This is a genomic window from Streptomyces sp. NPDC048353, assembly GCF_055587165.1.
Genome location: NZ_JBVJGU010000001.1, coordinates 256,996 through 276,514, shown reverse-complemented (window position 1 = coordinate 276,514; position 19,519 = coordinate 256,996). Strand labels below are relative to the sequence as shown.

Below are 19,519 nucleotides of genomic sequence, written 5' to 3'. Positions count from 1 at the left end.
GTCCGGGGCCGACAGGTCCGGGCCCCCGCCGGAGCGTGACCGGCACGGTCATCGCCCGGCGCCGGCCCGGGGCCGCAGCAGCTCGAACACGCTGGAGAAGCTGTCCTGCCCGTGGCCGTCGGCCGACCGCCTGTCGAGCAGTGCCTTCAGCGGTTCGTGGATGTCGGTGGCCAGGCCATGGGCCCTGCTGAGCCGGAGGAGGCCGTCGACCGCGGCCCGGTTCAGGTCGACCGTGGAAACCCCTGCCGCGTACGCCCCGGACCCCGCCTCGCGGGCCAGTTCGGGCAGGAACCCCGCCAGGCCGTTCAGCCAGCGGGCCGCCAGCGGGGCGAACGCCTCCGGGGTCGTCCCCGCCGCGTCGAGCAGGGCCGCCGCGTGCAGGAAGCCGGTGAGCGCGGCGTAGCCGGTGCCCAGCAGCGCCAGGTCGTGGACCTCCGCGGCGCCGGGGTCCGTGCCGACGTAGTGGGCCGGCGCCATCACGTCCAGCTCGTGGCGGTACGTGGTGAAGGCGTGCCGGGATCCGCTGTAGAGGAAGAACCCGTCGGGCGTGGCAACGGTCTCGGGCAGGGCCATCATGGCGCCGTCGAGATAGTCGGCGCCCTGCCCGGCGGCCCAGGCGGCCAGCTCACGGGCCTGGTCCGGGGTGCTGTTGGCGAGGTTGACCACGGTCCGGCCGCGCAGGGCGGAGGCGGCGGGTCCGAGGGCCTGGTCCACCGCGTCGCGATCGAGGAGCGGGGCGATCACCAGGGAGCCGGCCCGGACCGCCTCGGTGACGGTGGTCGCGCGGACGGCGCCCCGACCGACGAGCGCGTCGGCTTTGGCGGCGGTGCGGTTCCACACGGTGGTTCGGTAGCCGGCGTCGAGGAACGCGGAGGCGATCGGGGCGCCCATCCGGCCGAGGCCGAGGACCGTGACGTGGGGCTTCGTACGCTCAGACATTCCGCTCGCCCTTCGTGATCGTCTCGATGACGCTGGCGATGCCGCTGGCGCCGTGTCCGCCGCCCGCCGCCCGCTCCAGCAGGTTCCCGATCAGTTCCGGCACGTCGGTACCGATCCCCCGGGCCCTGCTGGTGTCCAGGAGGTGCTCCATCGCCGCCGCGTGCACCTCCACGGTGCCGTCGTCGTCCGGGAACCGGCCGTTCCGGATCTGCGAGGCGTGCTCGGCCATCAGGGAGGCGACGAACGGCATGTGCCCGGTCGCCACCGCCGCGAAGGCGGCCGGGTCGACGCCCGCCGCCCCCACCAGGGCCACCGCGTGGTAGAAGCCCGCCAGCGCCCCCCAGGCCAGACCGAACAGCGCCGTGTCGTACACCGGGGCCAGCGCCGGATCCGCGCCGAGGTGGACGGAGTTGCCCAGGCTCGCCAGGACCGTCTCCTGGGCGGTGAAGGCCTCCGGGGAACCGCTGAAGACGAACAGCGCCTCCGGTCGCCCGACGAGCCGGGTACCGCTCATGGCGGCGCCGTCGAGATAGTCCGCGCCGTTCGCTGACGCCCAGTCGGCCGTGGTGACGGCTTCCTCCGGAGTCCCGGAGGTCAGGTTCACCAACACCCGGCCGCGCAGATGTCCGGCGACGGGGCCGAGCACGGCGCTCACGGTCGCGTAGTCGGGCAGGCAGACCACGACCAGCCGGCTCGCCGAGACCGCCGCCTCCACGGTCGCCGCGCGGACCGCGCCCTGGGTGACGAGCGCGTCGGCCTTCGCCGCGGAGCGGTTCCATACGGTCGTGGAATGGCCGGCGGCGAGGAACGCCTGGGCGAGACGGGTGCCCATCTGCCCCAGGCCGATCACCGACACCGCGGTCCGCTCGTGGTTCTCGTTCACGTTCTCGTTCTCCGACATGGGGTGACTCCTGGTTCGTCGTCCTCGGGCCGGCCGCGCCGGCCGGTGCGTTCGCTGTGCCCTCACCGTGCCGAGCGGCACTGGCGGGACCCTGTCGGTCCGCTGTCGGTCCGCGAACTGCCGCTGTCGGCACGCCGGATACCGTGCGGACATGTACTTCTCCGTACTCGGCCCGCTCACCGCCCGGACGACCACCGGACACGCGGTCGACGTGCCCGAAGCGAAGGTGCGCGCGCTGCTGGCCGCCCTGCTCGTCCACGCGGGACAGGCCGTGTCGGCCGACCGGCTCGTGGACCATCTGTGGGGCGAGCGGCTGCCCGGAAATCCGGCCGGTGCCCTGCAGACGAAGGTCTCGCGGCTGCGCCGCGCCCTGGCGGGGGCCGAACCCGGGGCCGAGACGCTGGTGCAGTCGAGGCCCCCCGGGTATCTGCTGCGCGTCCGCCCTCAGGACGTGGACTCCCACCGCTTCACCGACCTGACCTCCACCGCGTACGGCACCGTGGACGCCCGCGCCCGCGCCGGCCTGCTGACCGAAGCGCTGGAGCTGTGGAGCGGGGAGGCCTTCGCCGACCTGGCCGACCTGGAGCTCCTGCGCACCGCGGCCGGGCGCCTCGAGGACCAGCGCCTGACCGCCGTGGAGACGCTCGCCGAGACCCGCCTCGAACTGGGCGAACACCACGCCCTCGTCGGCGAGATGAGCGAGCTGGCGGCCCGGCACCCCTTGCGGGAGCGTCTGCGGGCCGTTCAGCTGCGGGCGCTCTACCGGGCCGGCCGCCCCTCCGAAGCACTGGCCGTCTACGACGACCTGCGGAAGCTGCTGGCCGACGAACTGGGCGCGGACCCCGGGCCCGAGCTGACCGCCCTGCACCGGTCGATCCTCACCCACGACGCGGCCCTCGGACCGGCCGCCGCCCCCGCCCCTCGCGGGGCGCGCCATGGCGACCTGGCGGCTCCGCTCACCGGTCTGGTCGGCCGGCGGGACGCGGTGTCCGCGATCACGGCACTGCTCGCCGGCCACCGGCTGGTGACGCTGACCGGCCCCGGCGGGGTGGGCAAGACCCGCCTCGCGGAGGAGGCCGGCCGGCAGGTGGCCGGCGACTATCCCGACGGCGTACGGATGGTCGGCCTCGCCGGCTCCAGCGAGGTCGCCGAGCAGCTCGGCGCCGTCCTGGGCGTACGGGAGGAAGGGGCGGTGGGTCTAGCGGAAGCGCTGGGCCCGAGGCGCCTCCTGCTGCTCCTGGACAACTGCGAGCACGTCGTCGACGCGGCGGCCGATGTCGTACGCCGGGTCCTGGCCGCCGCGCCCGGGCTGAGCGTCCTGGCCACCAGCAGGGAACCCCTCGGCCTGGCCGGAGAGGTGGTGTGGACGGTGCCGCCGCTGCCGCAGGCCGACGCCGAGAAGCTGTTCGCCGTGCGGGCGGCGGCCGCCGCGCCCGGATTCGTGGTCACCGCGGACAACGCGGAGGCGGTCGCGACGATCTGCCGCCGCCTCGACCGCATCCCGCTGGCCCTGGAGCTGGCGGCCACCCGGGTCCGTGCGCTGGGGGTGCACGAGCTGTCCGGCCGCCTCGACGACCGGTTCGGCCTCCTCGCCGGCGGGCGGCGCGGCGTGCCGGCCCGCCAGCGCACCCTGCGGGCGATGATCGACTGGTCCTGGGAGCTGCTCGCCGACGACGAGAGGACCCTCCTGCGCCGTCTGGCCGTCTTCGCCGACGGCTGCACCCTCAAGGCGGCCGAGGCGGTGTGCGGTGCCGACCAGGGCGCGGTCGAGCCGCTGATCCGCCTGGTGGACCGCTCACTCGTCACCGTGACCGACGACCATCGCTACCGGCTGCCGGAATCGATCGCGGCCTACGCCCTCGAACGCCTCGCGGAAGCCGGAGAGCTCGACAGCCTCGACGTACGCCACCAGGCCCACTGCACCGAGCTCGCCGAACGGGCCGCGGCCCGGCTCCACGGCCCGGAACAGCAGGACCAGTTGGCGCGCCTCGACGAGGAGAGCGCCAACCTGCGCCTGGCCCTGGAGCGTGCCGTACGGCGGCGGGACGCCTCCGGGGCCCTGCGCCTCGTTCTCGCCTCGACCTGGTACTGGTTCCTCCGCGGTCGGCTGACCGAGGCCCGGCGGTCCCTGCACGAGGCCCTGCGCATCGCAGGCGACGCCCCCGCGGTCCTCCGTTCCCGGGCGGCCCTCTGGCACGCCGGATTCACCCTGCTGGCAGGGGAGGGACGGAAGGGCGCGGTCCCGCTGCCGGAGGTGGCGGGCGGCGGCGCCGAGGACGCGCGTGCCGTGTGGTTCCTCGGCCATGCCTCGCTCAGCGCGGGTGAGGACCTGTCCCGCAGCGAGACCCTGGTGGACCGTGCCCTGACCGACTTCCGTGCGGCCGGGGACCGTTGGGGCATCGCCGCGGCCCAGAGCACCCGGGCCACCCAGGCCCTGCTGCGGGGCGACCTCGCCGCACTGCGCCGGAGCGCCGAGGACGGGCACGCGCTCTTCGGAGAACTCGGCGACCGCTGGGGGCAGCTGCAGACGGCCTATCCGTCGGCGGCGCTGGCCGCGATCACCGGTGACTATCCGCGCGCCGAGCGCCTGCACCAGGAGGGTCTCCGGCTGGCCGAGGAGCTGGGCCTGTGGACCGACGCCGCCGACAGGCTCACCGGGCTCGGCAGGGTGGCCCTCCTGACCGGAGACTTCCCCCGGGCCGCGCGGCTCCACCGCGAGGCGATGGCCCTGGCCGCCGCACACGGCTACGCGGCGGGCGAGGTCCACGCCGAGATCGGCCTCGCCCTCGGGGCACGCCGCGAGGGCGACCTCGATCTCGCCGAGCAGCACCTGCGCCGCGCCCTCGCCTGGCACCGCGACGTGGAGTTCGGCCCCGGCCCCGCGCTCCTGCTGGCCGAACTCGGCTTCCTCGCCGAACTGCGCGGGGACGCGGACACGGCCCTCTCCCTCCACCACCAGGGCCTTTCGGTCGCGCGGGACAGCGGCGACCCCCGCGCCGTGGCCCTCGCCCGCGAGGGCCACGCCGGGGCCTCCGCCCTCGCGGGCCGGCCCGTGCAGGCCGCGCGGCTCCTGGGCGCGGCCGCCCGGGCCCGGGAAGCCTCCGGCGCGCCTCTTCCGGCGGGCGAGCGCGGCGATGTCGAGCGCATCACGGCCAGGGTCCTCGGGGCGCTGGGCGCGGAGCGGTTCGCCGCCGAGTTCGCCGCCGGCATCGACGACGAGTGACCGCCGGCCCGCCCTTCCCGAAGGGGCCGGAGGGGGTCAGCGGGGGGCGAGGGCGTCGAGGTAGGAGCGGACGTTGCGGCGGGTCTCCGGGACGCTGTCGCCGCCGAACTTCTCGACGACCGCGTCGGCCAGGACGAGCGCGACCATCGCCTCGGCCACGATCCCGGCGGCCGGGACCGCACACACGTCGGAACGCTGGTGATGGGCCTGGGTCGCCTCGCCGGTGACGATGTCGACGGTCGCCAGAGCGCGCGGGACGGTGGCGATCGGCTTCATCGCCGCCCGCACCCGCAGCAGCTCACCGGTGGTCAGACCACCCTCCGTACCGCCCGAGCGGCCCGACGTGCGCCGCAGACCCTCGTCGGTCCTCACGATCTCGTCATGCGCCTGCGAACCGGGCACCCGGGCCAGCTCGAAGCCGTCCCCGACCTCCACACCCTTGATCGCCTGGATACCCATCAGCGCCCCCGCCAGCCGGGCATCCAGCCGCCGGTCCCAGTGCACATGCGAGCCCAGACCCACCGGCACCCCATACGCCAGGACCTCCACCACCCCGCCGAGGGTGTCACCGTCCTTGTGCGCCTGATCGATCTCCGCGACCATCGCCTTCGACGCATCCGCGTCCAGACACCGCACCGGATCCGCGTCCAGCCGCTCGACATCTCCCGGCTTGGGGTAGACGCCGTACGGCGCCTTCGCCGCCGCGAGTTCGACCACGTGCGACACGATCTCGATCCCGGCGGCCTCCTTCAGGAAGGAACGGGCCACCGCACCCAGCGCCACACGCGCCGCCGTCTCCCGTGCGCTGGCGCGCTCCAGGATCGGCCGGGCCTCCTCGAAGCCGTACTTCTGCATACCCGCCAGATCCGCGTGACCCGGCCGCGGCCGGGTCAGCGGCGCGTTACGGCCCGTCTCCCTCAGCTCCGCCGGATCGACCGGATCGGCCGACATCACCTTCTCCCACTTCGGCCACTCGGTGTTCCCCACCATCACCGCGACCGGAGAGCCCAGAGAAAGCCCGTGACGCACACCGCCGAGGAAAGTGATCTCGTCCCGCTCGAACTTCATCCGCGCACCACGCCCATAGCCGAGACGCCGCCGCGCAAGGTGGTCCGCCACCAGCTCCGTGGTGACAGGGACGCCGGCGGGAAGACCCTCCAACGTCGCGACCAGCGCGGGTCCGTGGGACTCCCCAGCGGTCAGCCAACGCAACCTGCTCAACGACGTTCCTCCTGTGCGTACGTAGGGAAGAGCCGGGCCATCTCCGCGTGGAAGCCCGGGAAGGTCTTGGCCACGCACGCCGGGTCGTCCAGCGTGATCGTCCCCGGGACCGCGAGGCCGAGCACCGAGAAGGCCATGGCGATCCGGTGGTCCCTGCGGCAGGCGATCCGCGCGGGGCGCGGGACGCCGGGGTGCACGGTAATCCGGTCGGGGCCCTCCTCGACGCGGATGCCGCACGCCCGGAGGTTCTCCGCGACGGCCGCGATACGGTCGGACTCCTTCAGCCGGGCGTGGGCGATCCCGGTGACGGTGATCGGCGCGTCCGCCAGCGGGGCGGTCGCCGCGAGGGTCATGAAGGTGTCGGAGATCGCCCCCATGTCGATGGTGAACCCGCCCCGCAGCCGGGCCGCGCCTCCCCCGCCCGCGCCCTCCGCGACCGGCGCCGCTCCCGTGACCGTCGTCGCGTTCCCGCGGGTCTCGACGTGCGCGCCGGCCCGCCGCAGGGCGTCGACGAACCGCAGGTCGCCCTGGAGGCTGTCGCCGCCGAGTCCGGGCACGGTGACGGCCGTTCCGGTGACGGCCGCGGCGGCGAAGACGTACGAGGCGGTGGAGGCGTCGGGTTCGACGGCCAGGTCGGTGGCGCGGTAGCGGCCGGGGGACACGGCGATGGCCCCGTCCCGTTCGGTCACCTCGGCGCCGAAGTGGCGCATCAGGGCGAGGGTCATGTCGATGTAGGGGCGGCTGACGAGGTCGAGCGCCTCGACCGTGAGGCCGTCGTCCATGAGGGGCGCCGCCATCAGCAGGCCGGTGAGGTACTGGCTGCTCAGCGAGGAGTCCAGGGTGATCCGGCCTCCGGGGAGCCCGTCGGACTCCACCGTGAGCGGCAGCCCGCCCGTACGCCCGCCGGCATCGTCCGCGCCCGCGCCGCCGGCCCGGGCGCCGAGGCGTGTCAGCGCGTCGGTCAGCGGGGCGAGGGGGCGGGCGCGCAGTTGCGCCGAGCCGTCGAAGGTGAACGCGCCCCGCCCGGTGGCCGCGAACGGCGGCAGGAAGCGGGCCGCCGTCCCCGCGTCGGCGCACCAGACGCGGACGGTGCCGCGCGGGCCGCGACCGCTGCCGGTGACCTCCCAGTGGCTGTCGTCCGGGGTGGCGCGGACGGGGGTGCCGAGGTCGGTGAGGGCGGTGCGGAAGGCGAGGGTGTCGTCGCTGACGAGCGGCGCGAGGAGGCGGGTCGTGCCCTGGGCGGCCGCGGCGAGCAGCAGGGCGCGGTTGGTGATGCTCTTGGACCCGGGGATCCGGGCCGCGACGGCGGCACGGGCCGGGACGGCGGCGGGGCCGGTAGGGGCGGCGGGTGCGGTACGGGCGGTGGTCAAGGGGACACCTCGCGGTACGCGGTGGCGAGCAGGTCGGGGGCGGGGCCTTCGAGGACGCCGGGCCTGCCGGGCCCGGGTCCGTCGAGGACGATGAAGCGCAGCAGGTCGCCGCGGGTCTTCTTGTCGACCCGCATGGCCCGCAGCAACTCCGGCCAGGCGTCGGCGCGGTAGGTCAGCGGGAGTCCGAGCGAGCCGAGGACCGCGCGGTGCCGGTCGGCGGTGGCGTCGTCGAGCCGTCCGGCGAGCCGGCCCAGTTCGGCGGCGAAGACCATGCCGACGGAGACGGCGGCGCCGTGCCGCCATTTGTAGCGCTCGTTCTTCTCGATCGCGTGGGCGAGCGTGTGGCCGTAGTTGAGGATCTCGCGCCGACCGGACTCCTTGAGGTCACCGGAGACGACCTCCGCCTTGACGCGGATCGAACGGACGATCAGCTCGGCGGTGTTTGGTCCGGCGGGCGTACGGGCCGCCTGCGGGTCCGCCTCGATCAGGTCGAGGATCACCGGGTCGGCGATGAACCCCGCCTTGACGACCTCCGCGAGACCGCCGGCGTACTCGTCGACCGGCAGCGAGTCCAGCGCGGCCAGGTCGCAGAGGACGCCGGCGGGCGGGTGGAACGCGCCGACCAGGTTCTTGCCCTCGGCGGTGTTGATGCCGGTCTTGCCGCCGACGGCCGCGTCGACCATGCCGAGGACGGTGGTCGGCACCGCGATCCAGCGCACGCCCCGCAGCCAGCTCGCGGCGACGAAACCGGCCAGGTCCGTGGTGGCGCCGCCGCCGACGCCGACGATGACGTCGGTGCGGGTGAAGCCGTGCCGGCCGAGCGTCTCCCAGCAGGCGGCCGCGACTCGGGCGGTCTTGGCCTCCTCGGCGTCCGGCACGGGGACCGGGACCACGGTCAGGCCGGGGGCGGCCAGGGCGTCCACGACCCGGCCGGCGAGCGGGGCGAGCGCCGGCGGATGGAGAACGGCGACGCGGACGGCTCGGTCGCCGACGAGGGCGGGCAGCTCGCCGTACAGGTCCGTTCCGACCAGCACGTCGTACGGCTCGGTGCCGGCCGAGCCGCCCACCCGGACGGTCGTCGCGCGGGCCCGAGGGGGTGTGGGCGTGGATGTCATGAGCGGATCGGCTCCAAGGCGTGCAGGACGGCGTCGGCGACCTCGTCGGGGGTGCGGCCCGAGGTGTCCACGACCGCGCGGGCGACCTCCGCGTACAGCGGTCGCCGCGCCTCCATGAGCACCCGCCACCGTGCCGCGGCCTCGGCGCCGGAGGCGGCCGGGGGCCCGGAAGCGGCAGCGGGCCCGGCGGCGGTCCCGCCCGCCGAGGGGGCGCCCCGTCCGGCTCCGCCGAGGAGGGGCCGGCCCGCGCCGCCGCCCACCCGGTGGACGGCCTCCTCGGCGTCGAGGGCGAGATGGACGACGGGCCGCCCGACGAGCAGGGCACGGGTGCCGGGGTCGGTGACGGCGCCGCCGCCGAGGGAGAGCACCCCCTCGTGCGCGGCGACGGCCGCCCGTACCGCCCGGCGTTCCAGGGCACGGAAGTGCGCCTCGCCGTCGGCCGCGAAGATCTCGGGGATCCCGCGGCCTTCGGCGGCGGCGATGTCGTCGTCGGTGTCGCGGTGGGTGGTGCCGAGGCGTTCGGCGAGGAGCGCGCCCACGGTGGACTTGCCGGAGCCCATGGGTCCGACGAGGACGACGAGGGGCCCGGTCATGCGACCGGCACGCCTTCGGCCACGGCACCGGCGACCGTGGCGTTCCGCACCAGTCCGCCCAGGAGGGAGGCGACGATCCGCGGGCCGCTCTGGGTGAGCACCGACTCGGCGTGGAACTGCATGGACGCGAAGTGCGGCCCGCGCAGGGCGTGCACCTCGCCGCTCTCCGGGTCGCGGCTGACCTCGACCTCCCCGATGCCCGCGCAGTGCAGGCGGTCGGTGTCGCTGCGGGCGGCGAAGGTGTTGTAGAAGCCGACGCGTTCGCGGCTGCCGAAGAGGTCGATCTCCTTCTGGACACCCTGGTTGGGCACGTCGCGGCGGGCGAGGTCCAGGCCGAGGCGCAGGCTCAGGACCTGGTGGCTGAGGCAGACCGCGAGGAACGGCCGGCGTTCGCGCAGCAGGGCGGAGACCGCCTCGCGCAGATGGGCGATCTTGGGGTGTCCGGCCTCGCGCGGGTCGCCGGGACCGGGGCCCATGATGACGAGGTCGTAGCCGTCGAAGGCGTACTCCTCGTCGAAGCGGCGGACCGTCACCTCCGGTCCCATGGCGCGGACCTGCTGGCCGATCATCGAGGTGAAGGTGTCCTCGGCGTCGACGATCAGGACGCGCTGTCCGGCGAGCAGCGGGTCGGGACGGCCGCGTGCCGCGTCCCCGGCCAGCCAGAAGTCGGCGATGGTCGCGTTGCGCTGCTCCAGGGCCTCGCGGACCCGCGGGTGGGCGCGGAAGCGGGTGGAGCCGTCCTCCTGGAGGGCGGAGAGCAGGCCGGCGGCCTTGGCACGGGTCTCGGCGACCTCCGACTCGGGGTCGGAGTGCCGCACCAGGGTCGCGCCGACGCCGATGGAGACCCGTCCGCCGGCGTCGATGTCGGCGGTGCGGATGAGGATGGCGGAGTCCATGGCCCGGCCGCCGAGGGCGTCCCGGCCGATGAGGGCGACGACCCCGCTGTAGTAACCCCGGCCGTGCGGCTCGTACTTGGCGATGACGCGGGCCGCGCTCTCCAGCGGCGAGCCGGTCACCGTCGGCGCGAACATCGTCTCGCGCAGGATCTCGCGCGGGTCGCGGTCGGTCCGGCCCTCGATGAAGTACTCGGTGTGGGCGAGCCGGGCCATCTCCTTGAGGTAGGGGCCGACGACCCGGCCGCCCTCCTCGCAGATCCGGGCCATCATCTTCAGTTCCTCGTCGACGACCATGTACAGCTCGTCGGCCTCCTTGCGGTCGGCGAGGAAGTCGAGCACGCCGGGCAGGGTGGGCCCCGACGCCGGATAGCGGTACGTGCCGCTGATGGGGTTCATCACGGCGGTGCCGTCGGCGAGGCTGACGTGCCGCTCGGGGGAGGCTCCGACGAAGGTGCGGTCCCCGGTGTGGATGACGAACGTCCAGTACGCGCCCGTCTCCCGCTGGAGCAGGCGGCGGAAGAAGGTGAGGGCGCTGCCGGGGCCGTAGTCGGTGATCTCGGCGGTGAAGGAGCGGCGGATGACGAAGTTGGCGCCCTCGCCGGTGCCGATCTCGTCGGCGACGATCCGGCGGACGATCTCGGCGTAGGCGGCGTCGTCGACGTCGAAGCCGCCGTCGGCGAGGGTGATCGGGACGTCGGGCAGCCCGGCCAGGACGGTGGCGAGCGGGAGGGTGGCCTGCTCGGTGACGGTCATGGCGATGAGCGGGGCGTCGTCGTCGGCGTGGTCGTAGCCGCGCTCGCCGATCTGCCGGTACGGGACGACGGCGAGGACGTCGTGGTGTCCGGCGCCGGTGTCCTGGCGTACGGGGATGTCCGCGAGGGTCGCGGGCAGCGAGACCTCGCCCGTGAGCAGGTCGAGGGCGCCGGGGCCGGTGGTCTCCGGCCGGTACAGGAGGGCGAAGGCGGGCGGGTTGGGGCCGAGGACGCGGCCCAGCAGCTCCTCGTGGCCGGACGCGGTCATCCCAGTACCTCCTTCGTGGTGGTGACGACGGCGCAGCGCTTGGCCGCGTACGTGAGGGCGGACCAGTGCTCGGCCTCGGTGAAGTCGCCGAGCGCGTCGGCGACCAGGAAGGTCTCGATGTCGTTGGTGAAGGCCTCGACGGCGCTGGCGAGGACGCCGACGTGGGCGTACACCCCGCAGATGATCAGCTGGTCGCGGCCGGCGGCCCGCATCCGCTCCAGCAGGTCGGTCTTGAAGAAGGCGCTGTAGCGCCACTTGGTGAGCAGCCAGTCGTCGGACGCGGGCGCGAGGGGTTCGACGACCTCGCGGTCGACGGGGTCGACGCGCATGCCGGGGCCCCAGAAGTCGGCGAGCAGGCCGCGCTGTTCGGGGGTCATGCCGCCGGGCTGGGCGGTGTAGGCGACCGGGACGCCGTGCGCGGCGCAGCGGTCGCGGAGCAGCGCGGCGTTGGCGATGATCTCCTCGCGCAGCGGCGAGGGGAACGGCGCCAGGAAGTAGCGCTGCATGTCGTGGACGAGCAGGACCGCGCGGTCCGGGTCCACGGTCCAGTGCGGGGTGGCGGGCGGCAGCGAGCCGGCCGCCGGCAACGGATAGGCCTCGATGGGCGGTATCCCGGCCATGACCGTCCTCTCGGGTACGTAAGGGATGAGGGGTGTACGGCACGCGGCCGCGCTGCCGTCCGGCCGCGCGGCGCGGGTTCACGGGCGCGGCACGCCACGGCCCGGACGCCCGGGGCGCGGGCGCTCGGGTGCGCTCAGGCGCCGAGGGACGCGCCGCCGTCGACCGTCAGGTCGTGGAGGGTGATGTGCCCCGCCTGGTCGGACAGCAGGAAGACCACCGCGTTCGCGATGTCGTCGGGCAGGGCCAGCTTCTTCAGCGGTATGCCGATCCGGAACGCCTCCGGGCGGCCTTCGATGGTGCCCTTCGGCCCGGACTCGTCGTGCCACATCGAGGAGAGCATCGGGGTGTCGGTGGAGCCGGGCGCGACCAGGTTGCAGCGGATGCCGTAGGGCGCGACCTCCAGGCCGAGCGACTTGGTGAAGAGGGCCGCGGCGGCCTTGGAGGCTGCGTAGGCGGCCATCTCGGCGCGCGGGGTGTTGGCGGCGTTGGAGGCCACGGTCACGAGCGCTCCGGAGCCGCGCGGGATCATCCGGTCGACGACGGCGCGGGAGAGGTGGAAGACGCCGGTGGCGTTGACGGCGAAGGTGGCGGCCCAGTCCTCGTCGCTGAAGGTGCGCACGGGCCCCAGGCGCAGGACGCCGGCCGAGTTCACGAGGTAGTCGATCGGGCCCAGCCGCCGCTCGACCTCGTCCACGAGGGCGTTGACCTGCGCGCTGTCCGTGACGTCCGCGGGGAACGCCTCGACCGCCAGCCTGTCGGCGGCGTACGCGGCGACCCGCTGCTTCAGCGCGGTCTCGTCGCGGTCGACGGCGGCGACGGTGACGCCCCGCCGGCCCAGCATGTGGACCACCGCGGCGCCGATGCCCCCCGCGGCGCCGGTGACAAGGGCGATCTTGTCCTGCATGACGGTTCCTCCGTGGTCGTGGGCGAGAGAGGTGTACGGATCGGGCGGGCGCGGACGGGACGGCTCGTACGGACCGGCGCGTACGGGCGCCTCCGGACGGGCGCGCCGCGGGCCGGCGCGTACGGTCAGCCGCGCCAGGCGGACAGCACCGTGACGGCCTGGCCGGGGTTGAGCCGGGGGTCGCAGAAGCTGGTGTAGTGGTCGCCGCAGCGGCCCGCCCACTGCTCGCCGAGCACGCACTCGGTGACGTCGTCGGGGGTGGTCTCCAGGTGCACGCCTCCCGCGATGCCCCCGGAGGAGCGCACGGCGAGCTGGAACTCGGAGATCTCGTGCTCGATGGTCGTGGTGTAGCGGGTCTTCAGGCCGCCGGGGGCGTTGACCGTGTTGCCGTGCATCGGGTCGGTCAGCCAGATGACCGGGTGGCCGGCGGCGCGGACGGCCTCGACGAGCGGCGGCAGCTTCTTGGCCACGTTGTCGGCGCCCATGCGGGCGATGAGGGTGAGCCGGCCGGGCTCGCGGGCCGGGTCGAGGATCTCGCAGAGGGTGAGCAGCTCGTCGGGGCTCATGCTGGGGCCGACCTTGCAGGCGACCGGGTTGACGACCTCGGCGAGCAGGGCGACGTGGGCGCCGTCGGTGCGACGGGTGCGTTCGCCGATCCACGGGAAGTGGGTGGAGGCGAGCAGCAGCCTGCCCTCGTCGTCGCGGCGGAGCATCGGCACCTCGTAGTCGAGGAGCAGGGCCTCGTGGCTGGTCCACACGGGCGGGTCGATGACCGGGCGGCCGACGGGCTTGCGCCAGCCGAGGTGGCCCATGATGTCGTTGGCGGCCATGTAGCCGGTCAGCAGGCGCAGCGGGTCGGGGCGGCGGGACTCCGGGTCGGGCTCCGGGCCGTTCACCATGTGGCCTCGGTAGACGGGGAGTTCGAGCTCGCCGATCTTCTCGGTGTTGTTGGACCGCGGCTTGCCGAACTGGCCCGCCATGCGCCCGACGCGGATCACCGGCTTGTGGGTGATCATCTTCATGGCACCGGCGAGCAGGTCGAGCACGGCGGCCTTGCGGGCGACGTGCTGGGCGGTGGACTCGTCGGGGTCCTCGGAGCAGTCCCCGGACTGGACGATGACGGCCTCGCCCGCGGCCACGCGGGCGAGCAGGGTGCGCAGGGTGTGCACGTCCTGGGGGCTGACCAGCGCGGGCCGTACGCTCAGTTCCTCCCGTACGCGTTCCACCTGCGACTCGTCTTCCCAGACGGGCTGTTGCAGGGCCGGCCTTTGCCGGATGTCGAGCAGAGTGTTGTCCACAGGGGGTCTCTCCTAAGACGACAGGGCGACGGTGCGGCGGCGTTCTCGGTGGCGGGGATCCGCTCGGCGGGAAGAGCGCGGTGGCCGGGCGCGAGCGGAGGACGCGTGAGCGGGCGGAAGGGCCGGCCGGCCGGCGGACCGCCGAAACCGGTGTCCGCAGCAGGGGCGGCCGGCCCTGAATTCGTTCGAATCATGTGCCGGGTGCGGGCCCGCGGCCAATGCCGCGGGCCGCACTCCGTCAAGTGGGCCGAGAATCCATCAGGTCGGACGGAGTCCCGGTTCGCGTGCGTTTGCGCTGTCGTACGCGGCGTGTCGGGCGGGTTTCACCCGTCACTTCGCCCGCGCATTCCCTCGGCTTCACGCGCCGGCGCGTACTCCGGTTCTCGCCGCGTTCACACGATTTCCATCTGGGCCATCATTCCCATGGCCGCGTGGTCGAGCATGTGGCAGTGGTACAGGTACTTTCCGCGATAGCTGTCGAAGGTTGCCTGGAACTTCACCGTCTCGCCGGGCATGACCCGGATCGTGTCCTTGAGTCCCGCCTCGGCCGGGCCGGGCGGATTTCCGTTCCGTTCCAATACGCGGAACTGAACGAGGTGAATATGGAAGTTGTGCGGAATGGCCTGGTTGCTGTTGGTCACCGTCCAGATCTCCGAACCTCCCCAGGGCACGGTGTTGTCGACGCGGTTGTGGTCGTAGATCTTTCCGTCCATGTAGCCCTGCGGGTGGGGGCGCCCGTCCTCGTCCATGCTCATGACGACGGTCCGGTGGCCGGTGACGGCCGGCAGCGGGGGCAGCGTGCGCAGCGTGGCGGGCACGGAGCTGGAGTCGGTCGTCGTCTTCACCACGTCGAAGCGGAGCACCTTGCCGGTCAGCTCGGCGGGCCCGGGGCCCTCGGTGTTCTCCAGGACGAGCTTCGTGCCGGCGGGATAGCGGGAGAAGTCGATGACGACCTCGGCGCGCTCGCCGGGCGAGAGGGCGACGGTGTCGGTGGAGAAAGGTCTCTCCAGGAGGCCGCCGTCGGAGCCGATCTGGATGAACGGCGACCCGTCCGCGAGTCGGAGGGTGAAGAACCGCAGGTTGGTGGAGTTGAGCAGCCGGAAGCGGTACTTCCGGGCGGTGACCTGGAAATACGGCCACGCCTTGCCGTTGGCGATGATGGTGGACCGACTACGGAAGTCGTCCATGGTGTAGACGAGCCGGCCCTTGTCGTCGAAGTGCCCCTCGCGGAGCATGATCGGCACGTCGTAGGGACCGGTGGGCAGCGGGAGCGCCTTCTCCTGGGCGTCGCTGAGCAGGTAGAACGCGGAGAGTCCGCGGTAGACGTGCTCGCTCTCCATGTGGTGGGCGTGGTCGTGGAGCCAGAGCGGGGCGTGCGCCTGCTGGTTGGGGTAGTGGTACGTCCGGACGCCGCCGGGCTCGATGGTGGCCATCGGGTCGCCGTCGTGTTCCGGGGCCACGTGGCCGCCGTGCAGGTGGATCGAGGCCGGCATGGTGAGCTTGTTGTACTGGTTGATGACGACCGGGCGGCCGGACGTGGCCCGGATGAGCCCGGGGAAGCCGCCGTTGAAGGTGAAGACCTCGGTCCACTTGCCGGGCAGGATCTCCTTGCTGGTCCGCTTGATCGAGATGTTGTAGGTGTCCACGCCGTTGGCGGTGGAGCTGGGCGCGATGACCTGTGGCAGGGGCATCGGCTGGGTGAACAACGCGACGGCGGTCGCGTCGGCGGCGGAGGCCGACGCCGATCCGAGCAGCGGGGTCAGGGCTGCGCCGGTGGCCAGAGTGCCGCCTGTCGCCAGGGAGGCACCGATGAACCGTCGTCTGGAAAGCATGGGGATTCCCCTCGTCAAGGACGCGCGTGGTTCGCGCGCCCGTATCTCCGTGCTGTGGGCGTGGGGGGACGTGGGGGGGGAGCGTGGGGGTGTGGGGGTCCCCGGCCCCGCCGACAAGGGCGGACCCGGGTGTTTCACGGCCCGCGCGTGCACGCGGACCGAGCTTGTGGGGCCGGAAGCCGCGGGGGACGGACCGGCCGGCGGGGCGGGAGCCACGGGGGACGACTCCGCGGGCCAGGGGCCGGAGGTTGTAGGGCGGACCCGCTGGCGGGGCAGGAGCCACGGGGGAGGCGGCTCCGCAGGTCAGGGGCCGGAAGCCGCGGGGACGGCCCGGCAGGTCCGGGCCGGAGGCTCGGCGGGGTTCGTGACGGTTTACGTACGAGGGGGCCGGGACTCAGGCGGCCCGGCACGTGAGCGGCCCCGAACGGGCCGGGCGGGCCCGCCCGGGTCGTACAGCGTCCGGCTGCGCCCGGCCGGCGGTCGCTCGGTCGGCCTTCTCGGCCGCGGGTCGGGCGGGCCGGTGGCGTCCGGCACGACGGTCGCGGCGGGTCGGGCCCGACCACCGGCGGCCCGCACGGGACCGGCCGGGGTCGGCTCACGGTCACACCGGCCCGGATTGCCTCGGCCGCTGGTCAGACGGGCCCGAGGCGTGCGCGGTACGCGGTCCTGGCGGCGCCGAGGCGCGCCTCGAACGGCCTCGGCCGCCGGGCGGAGCGCCGAGCTCCCGGCACAGTCGCGCGGAGGCCCGGACGTCGGCGCGCACCCCCGCCCGCGGGGCCGGAAGCTTCTGCTGAAGCCAGGTGGTGGTGGTCGTACGGGTGCGGGGACATCGGCCCAGGTCATCGGAGGCCCGGCCGACGCGGGCCCTCGGCCGCACGGAATCGGGGCCGCCAGCCCCTCCGCCCTGCGCCGGCCCCGTCCCAGCACCCCTCAGGCGGACGGGCCCAGGGGCCTGCAAGGGCCGGGGCCGGCCGGGCAGGCAAGGAGGTTCCGGGAATTCGGGGTGCGGACACCGGCACAATGCGGACGCCGGCACAGTGCGGGCGGCCGCCGGCCAGGCGACCGACCCCGAAATCCGTTTCCCGGAACGCGGTCGCGCGCGTCAGTCCTTTTCGACGACGACCTTGATCTTGCCCAGCGTCTCGGTGACGTCCCGCGTCATCTTCTCGGTCCAGTCCGCGATGAACTTCCGCTTCCCGTCCTCGTCCATGTCCTTGGTGATCTCATGGATTCCGGGCGAGGCGTATCCCATGCGGAAGGTCTGCGAGAGCGTGGCCCCGTCCTCCGCGGGCTCGATGAGGAACGACCAGGTGAGTTCCTGCGGAGCACCCGTCTTCGAGTGGATCTTCCAGCGGAACGCGCGGCCCGGAGTCGTCTCCAGCACTTCCGACTTCGTGTGCCAGATTCCGCGGATGAGCGGAGCCCACGACACGATGTCGTCGCTGCGGAAGTTCTCTCCCTCGAAGATCGAGCCGACCTGGCCCGGCTCTCCGGACAGCCACTTTCCGTCTTGGAGTTCCGAGCTCCACTCGGAATGCCGCTTCATGTCACTGACGATCGAGTAGATCTTGTCGGCGGAGGCCGCGATGTGAATCTCGGCACCCAGATCGAAAAGGGGGCGGGAGTCCAGAATCGACGTTGTCATGCCTGGATCCTGCCGATCCCCCCGAGTGTGCTCAAAGGTTCACGAGTGAATCCGTCAGGTCACCGTGACATGGCCCGACACCCCCGCGGCGACTGACCTGACTGAGTACGCCGAAGCGCATTGGCCGGGCCAGGGGCGTACGGCACCCTCGCAGCGTCGTCACTCTTCGACGTGCCGTCTTTCGGCATTCGCATACCCGGGGAGTTTTGTTTATGGACCGGTCGGGAGTTGGACATGAGCCGCCTTACAGTCCGCGGAGACGTACGGTCGTCGCGGCCGCCGCAGCAGTGGCGACCGCGGTGACCGTGCCGGGCGCGGCCGCCGCCGGCACCGCGTCCACCGCGGAGGCCACGGGTGTCGTCACCCGGGTCGGCGGCGGTCTCATCAGGGGCGAGCGGGCCGGCGGTCTGTCCGTCTTCCGCGGGGTCCCCTATGCCGCTCCCCCGGTCGGCGCGCTGCGCTACCGCTCGCCGCGTCCGGTGACCCCCTGGAGCGGGGTGCGGGACGCGACCGCGTTCGGTCCCGTCTCGTACCAGTCGTATCTGCCGGGCTCCAGCGAGGACAGCCTCTACGCCAACGTCTGGACCCCCGACACGCGGGGCTCCCGGCCGGTCGTGATCTACATCCACGGCGGTGGCTGGTTCCTCGGCGCGGGCAGCGAGCCGGACTTCGACGGCGCCCGGCCCTCCGCCCACGGCGACATGGTCGTCGTGACGTTCAACTACCGTCTGGGCGCCCTGGGCTGGGGCCTGCACCGGGATCTGGTGGACGGGCAGACCGGCGGATACTCCAACTGGGGCCTCCAGGACCAGGTGGCGCTGGTGCGGTGGGTGCGGCGCAACGCCGCGGCCTTCGGCGGCGACCCGGACAACATCACGCTCGTCGGCACCTCCGCGGGCGGCTCCTCGACCTGGCAGCTCGGCCTCCTTCCGGAGCTGCGCGGCATCATCAAGCGGATCGTCCCGATCAGCGTCAAGCACGTCTGGGAACCGGCCAGTTCGATGAGCCCGGAGGACTCCCACCGGGTCTTCGAGCTGGTCGCCCGCAAGCTCGGCACCACCGTGCGGGGCCTGCGCGCGGTGCCGGCCGACCGACTGAAGGACACCTGGGAGAAGATCTTCTCCGGCAGCCCCACGGACCGCGAGATATCCACCTGGCGCGAGTACCAGGGCCCGGTCGTCGACGGCCGGTGGATGCTCGGCCACGACTACGAACTGCCCACCCCGGACCTGCCGACGCTGTCGATCTACGGCCGCACCGAGGGCACCTTCTTCACCACCGGACCCGGCTATCCCTTCCCCGGCCCGCACCCCACCGACGACGAGAGCCTGCGGACGGCGGTCCGGGCCGTGCTCCACAAGGGCGCGGTCCACGTCGCCGACACGGAGGTCGACGCGGCCATCTCGGCGTACCGCCGGGCCGCCTCCATCGACGGGCTGCCCCAGGACCCGGTCTCGATCTGGGGGGCGATCTGGGGCGACAGCCTCTTCCGCTTCCAGATCACCCGGCTCGCCGAGCGCCAGGCCAGGGAACGGCCCACCGTCCCCAGCTATCTGATGGAGTTCGCCCACCCGGTGGCGCCGCCGCTGACCGGCACCCCGCACGAGGCCACCTCCAAGTTCCTGTTCGGCACGTACGGTTCCGCGGTCAACGCCCCGCAGTACGGCGACGGGCCGCTGGAGCGCCTGGTCTCCGACACCTTCATCGACCTGATCTCCTCCTTCGCCCGCGGCGGGGCACCGAGCAGCCCGAACGCGCCGACCGTCCCGGTGTTCTCGCCGGACCGGCCCAGCACGCTGCTCCTGGGCGGCGCGCGGGTGGCCGAGATCGGCGAGCGCTCCGCGCCGCGCCAGCTCGCCCACTGGGACACCGCGGGCTGGGTCCCGGTCCCCGCGCCGGCCCGCCCCGCCCGCACCTGACTCCGTACACCCCGCTCACCGT

Annotated in this window: 14 protein-coding genes; 2 read left to right on the top strand and 12 right to left on the bottom strand. The window is 73.6% G+C overall.

Annotated elements, in window-relative coordinates:
- Nucleotides 1–48: 48 nt before the first annotated feature.
- A complete protein-coding gene (locus tag ACZ6RC_RS01220) occupies nt 49–939 on the bottom strand; it encodes an NAD(P)-dependent oxidoreductase (RefSeq protein ID WP_469578525.1) in 891 nt (296 codons plus the stop codon).
- Nucleotides 932–1,993, bottom strand: a complete 1,062-nt coding sequence (locus tag ACZ6RC_RS01215) for an NAD(P)-dependent oxidoreductase (protein WP_469578523.1) — start codon at nt 1,991–1,993, stop codon at nt 932–934. Before ACZ6RC_RS01215 ends, ACZ6RC_RS01220 begins: the two co-directional genes overlap by 8 nt.
- Between ACZ6RC_RS01215 and ACZ6RC_RS01210 the strand changes: the two genes are divergently transcribed.
- Nucleotides 1,992–5,063 (top strand): AfsR/SARP family transcriptional regulator, encoded by a 3,072-nt coding sequence (locus ACZ6RC_RS01210; protein ID WP_469578522.1) that lies wholly within the window; start codon nt 1,992–1,994, stop codon nt 5,061–5,063. The genes ACZ6RC_RS01215 and ACZ6RC_RS01210 overlap by 2 nt on opposite strands.
- A 36-nt stretch (nt 5,064–5,099) precedes the next feature.
- On the opposite strand, the gene aroC is transcribed toward ACZ6RC_RS01210, so the two are convergent.
- From aroC to ACZ6RC_RS01160, 10 genes are all read right to left on the bottom strand, one after another.
- A complete protein-coding gene (aroC, locus tag ACZ6RC_RS01205) occupies nt 5,100–6,284 on the bottom strand; it encodes a chorismate synthase (RefSeq protein ID WP_469578520.1) in 1,185 nt (394 codons plus the stop codon).
- Complete coding sequence (aroA, locus tag ACZ6RC_RS01200) at nt 6,281–7,576, bottom strand: 3-phosphoshikimate 1-carboxyvinyltransferase (protein ID WP_469579398.1); 1,296 nt, start codon at nt 7,574–7,576, stop codon at nt 6,281–6,283. The genes aroC and aroA overlap by 4 nt, the downstream gene beginning before the upstream one ends.
- Before the next feature lie 74 nt (nt 7,577–7,650).
- Entirely contained in the window at nt 7,651–8,769 is a 1,119-nt protein-coding gene (gene aroB, locus ACZ6RC_RS01195; protein WP_469578519.1) for a 3-dehydroquinate synthase, read from the bottom strand.
- Nucleotides 8,766–9,362, bottom strand: coding sequence for a shikimate kinase (locus ACZ6RC_RS01190; protein WP_469578517.1), 597 nt, complete (start codon nt 9,360–9,362; stop codon nt 8,766–8,768). The genes aroB and ACZ6RC_RS01190 overlap by 4 nt, the downstream gene beginning before the upstream one ends.
- Nucleotides 9,359–11,278, bottom strand: a complete 1,920-nt coding sequence (locus ACZ6RC_RS01185) for an anthranilate synthase family protein (RefSeq protein ID WP_469578515.1) — start codon at nt 11,276–11,278, stop codon at nt 9,359–9,361. Before ACZ6RC_RS01185 ends, ACZ6RC_RS01190 begins: the two co-directional genes overlap by 4 nt.
- Nucleotides 11,275–11,898 (bottom strand): isochorismatase family protein, encoded by a 624-nt coding sequence (locus tag ACZ6RC_RS01180; protein ID WP_391142880.1) that lies wholly within the window; start codon nt 11,896–11,898, stop codon nt 11,275–11,277. Before ACZ6RC_RS01180 ends, ACZ6RC_RS01185 begins: the two co-directional genes overlap by 4 nt.
- A 134-nt stretch (nt 11,899–12,032) precedes the next feature.
- The gene (locus tag ACZ6RC_RS01175) at nt 12,033–12,803 is read right to left on the bottom strand and encodes a 2,3-dihydro-2,3-dihydroxybenzoate dehydrogenase (protein WP_469578514.1); all 771 of its coding nucleotides are present in this window, start codon (nt 12,801–12,803) and stop codon (nt 12,033–12,035) included.
- A gap of 125 nt (nt 12,804–12,928) precedes the next feature.
- The gene (locus tag ACZ6RC_RS01170) at nt 12,929–14,101 is read right to left on the bottom strand and encodes a 3-deoxy-7-phosphoheptulonate synthase (RefSeq protein ID WP_391142886.1); all 1,173 of its coding nucleotides are present in this window, start codon (nt 14,099–14,101) and stop codon (nt 12,929–12,931) included.
- A gap of 392 nt (nt 14,102–14,493) precedes the next feature.
- The gene (locus ACZ6RC_RS01165) at nt 14,494–15,933 is read right to left on the bottom strand and encodes a multicopper oxidase family protein (RefSeq protein WP_469578512.1); all 1,440 of its coding nucleotides are present in this window, start codon (nt 15,931–15,933) and stop codon (nt 14,494–14,496) included.
- A 1,102-nt stretch (nt 15,934–17,035) separates the two neighbouring features.
- The gene (locus ACZ6RC_RS01160; RefSeq protein ID WP_453614362.1) at nt 17,036–17,578 is read right to left on the bottom strand and encodes an SRPBCC family protein; all 543 of its coding nucleotides are present in this window, start codon (nt 17,576–17,578) and stop codon (nt 17,036–17,038) included.
- A 299-nt stretch (nt 17,579–17,877) separates the two neighbouring features.
- Here ACZ6RC_RS01160 and ACZ6RC_RS01155 point away from each other — a divergent pair, with 299 nt between their 5' ends.
- A complete protein-coding gene (locus ACZ6RC_RS01155) occupies nt 17,878–19,497 on the top strand; it encodes a carboxylesterase family protein (RefSeq protein ID WP_391142893.1) in 1,620 nt (539 codons plus the stop codon).
- The last annotated feature ends 22 nt before the right edge of the window (nt 19,498–19,519 follow it).

Coding starts and splice junctions, on each gene's coding strand:
- ACZ6RC_RS01215 (WP_469578523.1), bottom strand. CDS start 1,993: ATGTCCGCACGGTATCCGGCGTGCCGACAGCGGCAGTTCGCGGACCGA.
- ACZ6RC_RS01220 (WP_469578525.1), bottom strand. CDS start 939: ATGTCTGAGCGTACGAAGCCCCACGTCACGGTCCTCGGCCTCGGCCGG.
- ACZ6RC_RS01185 (WP_469578515.1), bottom strand. CDS start 11,278: ATGACCGCGTCCGGCCACGAGGAGCTGCTGGGCCGCGTCCTCGGCCCC.
- ACZ6RC_RS01160 (WP_453614362.1), bottom strand. CDS start 17,578: ATGACAACGTCGATTCTGGACTCCCGCCCCCTTTTCGATCTGGGTGCC.
- aroB (WP_469578519.1), bottom strand. CDS start 8,769: ATGACATCCACGCCCACACCCCCTCGGGCCCGCGCGACGACCGTCCGG.
- ACZ6RC_RS01165 (WP_469578512.1), bottom strand. CDS start 15,933: ATGCTTTCCAGACGACGGTTCATCGGTGCCTCCCTGGCGACAGGCGGC.
- ACZ6RC_RS01210 (WP_469578522.1), top strand. CDS start 1,992: ATGTACTTCTCCGTACTCGGCCCGCTCACCGCCCGGACGACCACCGGA.
- ACZ6RC_RS01190 (WP_469578517.1), bottom strand. CDS start 9,362: ATGACCGGGCCCCTCGTCGTCCTCGTCGGACCCATGGGCTCCGGCAAG.
- ACZ6RC_RS01175 (WP_469578514.1), bottom strand. CDS start 12,803: ATGCAGGACAAGATCGCCCTTGTCACCGGCGCCGCGGGGGGCATCGGC.
- ACZ6RC_RS01180 (WP_391142880.1), bottom strand. CDS start 11,898: ATGGCCGGGATACCGCCCATCGAGGCCTATCCGTTGCCGGCGGCCGGC.